This window comes from Sanguibacter gelidistatuariae (assembly GCF_900096585.1).
In the GTDB taxonomy this organism is placed as follows: domain Bacteria; phylum Actinomycetota; class Actinomycetes; order Actinomycetales; family Cellulomonadaceae; genus Sanguibacter; species Sanguibacter gelidistatuariae.
In genome coordinates, this window is sequence record NZ_FMYH01000017.1 from 1 (window position 1) to 1,437 (window position 1,437).

General features: G+C 63.8%; 1 protein-coding gene and 1 pseudogene. Both read right to left on the reverse strand.

All coding sequences use genetic code 11. The features are described 5' to 3' along the window. Nucleotides 1-362, reverse strand: a pseudogene (locus BLQ50_RS19155) (hypothetical protein); the annotation flags it as partial. Between the two features lie 499 nt (nucleotides 363-861). Beyond that, nucleotides 862-1,350 (reverse strand): dihydrofolate reductase family protein, encoded by a 489-nt coding sequence (locus tag BLQ50_RS18140; RefSeq protein WP_093186925.1) that lies wholly within the window; start codon nucleotides 1,348-1,350, stop codon nucleotides 862-864. Nucleotides 1,351-1,437 lie beyond the last annotated feature (87 nt).

Genomic DNA, 1,437 nt, shown 5'->3' on the forward strand with positions numbered 1-1,437 from the left:
GGCTGCTCCTCCCACCGCAACTCTGATGAGCCGGCATGGGTGCGTCCTTGCTGGTCACGGGTCAGATCCACCATCCCCGTCAACATCGTCGGACCCTTCTCCTTGACCCTGTGCGGGGTGTGATGCCACACATGCTCATCAACCCCGAGAGTGGTCACGCCGGCGAAGCGGGACTCATCATTTGCCAGCTCATCCAAGCGGGGTTCAACCACCCGGCACAGCATGTTCCAGGTGACACCCAGCTGGCGGGCGAGGCCCTCGATGGTGGCGTGCTCACGGCGTAGCTGGCCGATCGCCCACCAGATCGCCCGCGTCGTCAGGACCGCCCGTCGGCTGGCCAAGGACGGGAGCTCCTCGGTCACCGTCCTGGCCGGGCAGGCATCGTCCGGGCACGCCCAGGTCCGCTGCCGCCAAGCCAACACCACAGGCGACCCCGAGCACGGGATGTCCCGCAGCAGACGGGCCCGACGCCCGTGACTGAGCGCCACCGTCCCGCACCGCCGGCACCCCGCAGGCTCCCTGGGCGTCTCGATGGTCATCGTCACCTGGCGGCCCGAGCGGACGACGGCGATCACGCGGACGCCATCCAGGTCGACGAGGGTGTCAATGCGCGAACAGTACGAACCGGGCGCGGCACAGCAGGTCACAGTAGCCTTGGTCAACGCCCGAGGTCCTCGTGGAGCAGTGGCTTTGTCACTACTGATCCTGAGGGCCTCGACCTATGTCACCACGGACCCTGGGCGCACCGGCGCGTCACGCTCCTCCCACCGCAACTCTGAAGAGCCGCCAAAACACGACCTTTCCGGGGCCCTAAGACCTCGGGCGGGTTCTGGTACGGGCTGAAGACTGCGCCGACACGAGTCATATAGCACCCCTCTCAACGGTTACAGAGGTCTGCTGTTGGTTTGGCTGCACGGTGTAGCGCAGCCACACGACGCTGTCCCCGAGGTCTTCAACGCTGGCGAGCTGAAAGGCGACGGGATTGACGGAGCTATACGGCTCACGGGCAGTAAAGAAACGGGGAGCATTCGGGTCGCCGTTGGCGATCGGAGACAGCACCATACTAACCTCATCCACCAGGCCATTCTGAAGGAAGGACCAATTGATGACCCCGCCGCCACCCACCATGAGTCGCTTGATGCCAAGGTTATGGAGCTTGCTCAACATGACCACATAGTCGATCTGTTCCGTGCCCGCGATGATGTACGAGACGCGATTGCGACGAAGATAGTCCTTGTACGCGTTACTCGCCTGGTCTGTGAGTACTTCCAAGAAATGCGCCTGGACACCACCGTAGCCAAAGGTACTGGCACTCCACGCCAGTTCACCGCGTGGGTCAATCGGGCTCATCAGAGTTGCGGTGGGAGGAGCAGCCCGCCGGCGACCAGCAGCATGCGTAGTCGGTAGTGATCGCCGTTGCGATATCCGCGTGCGATG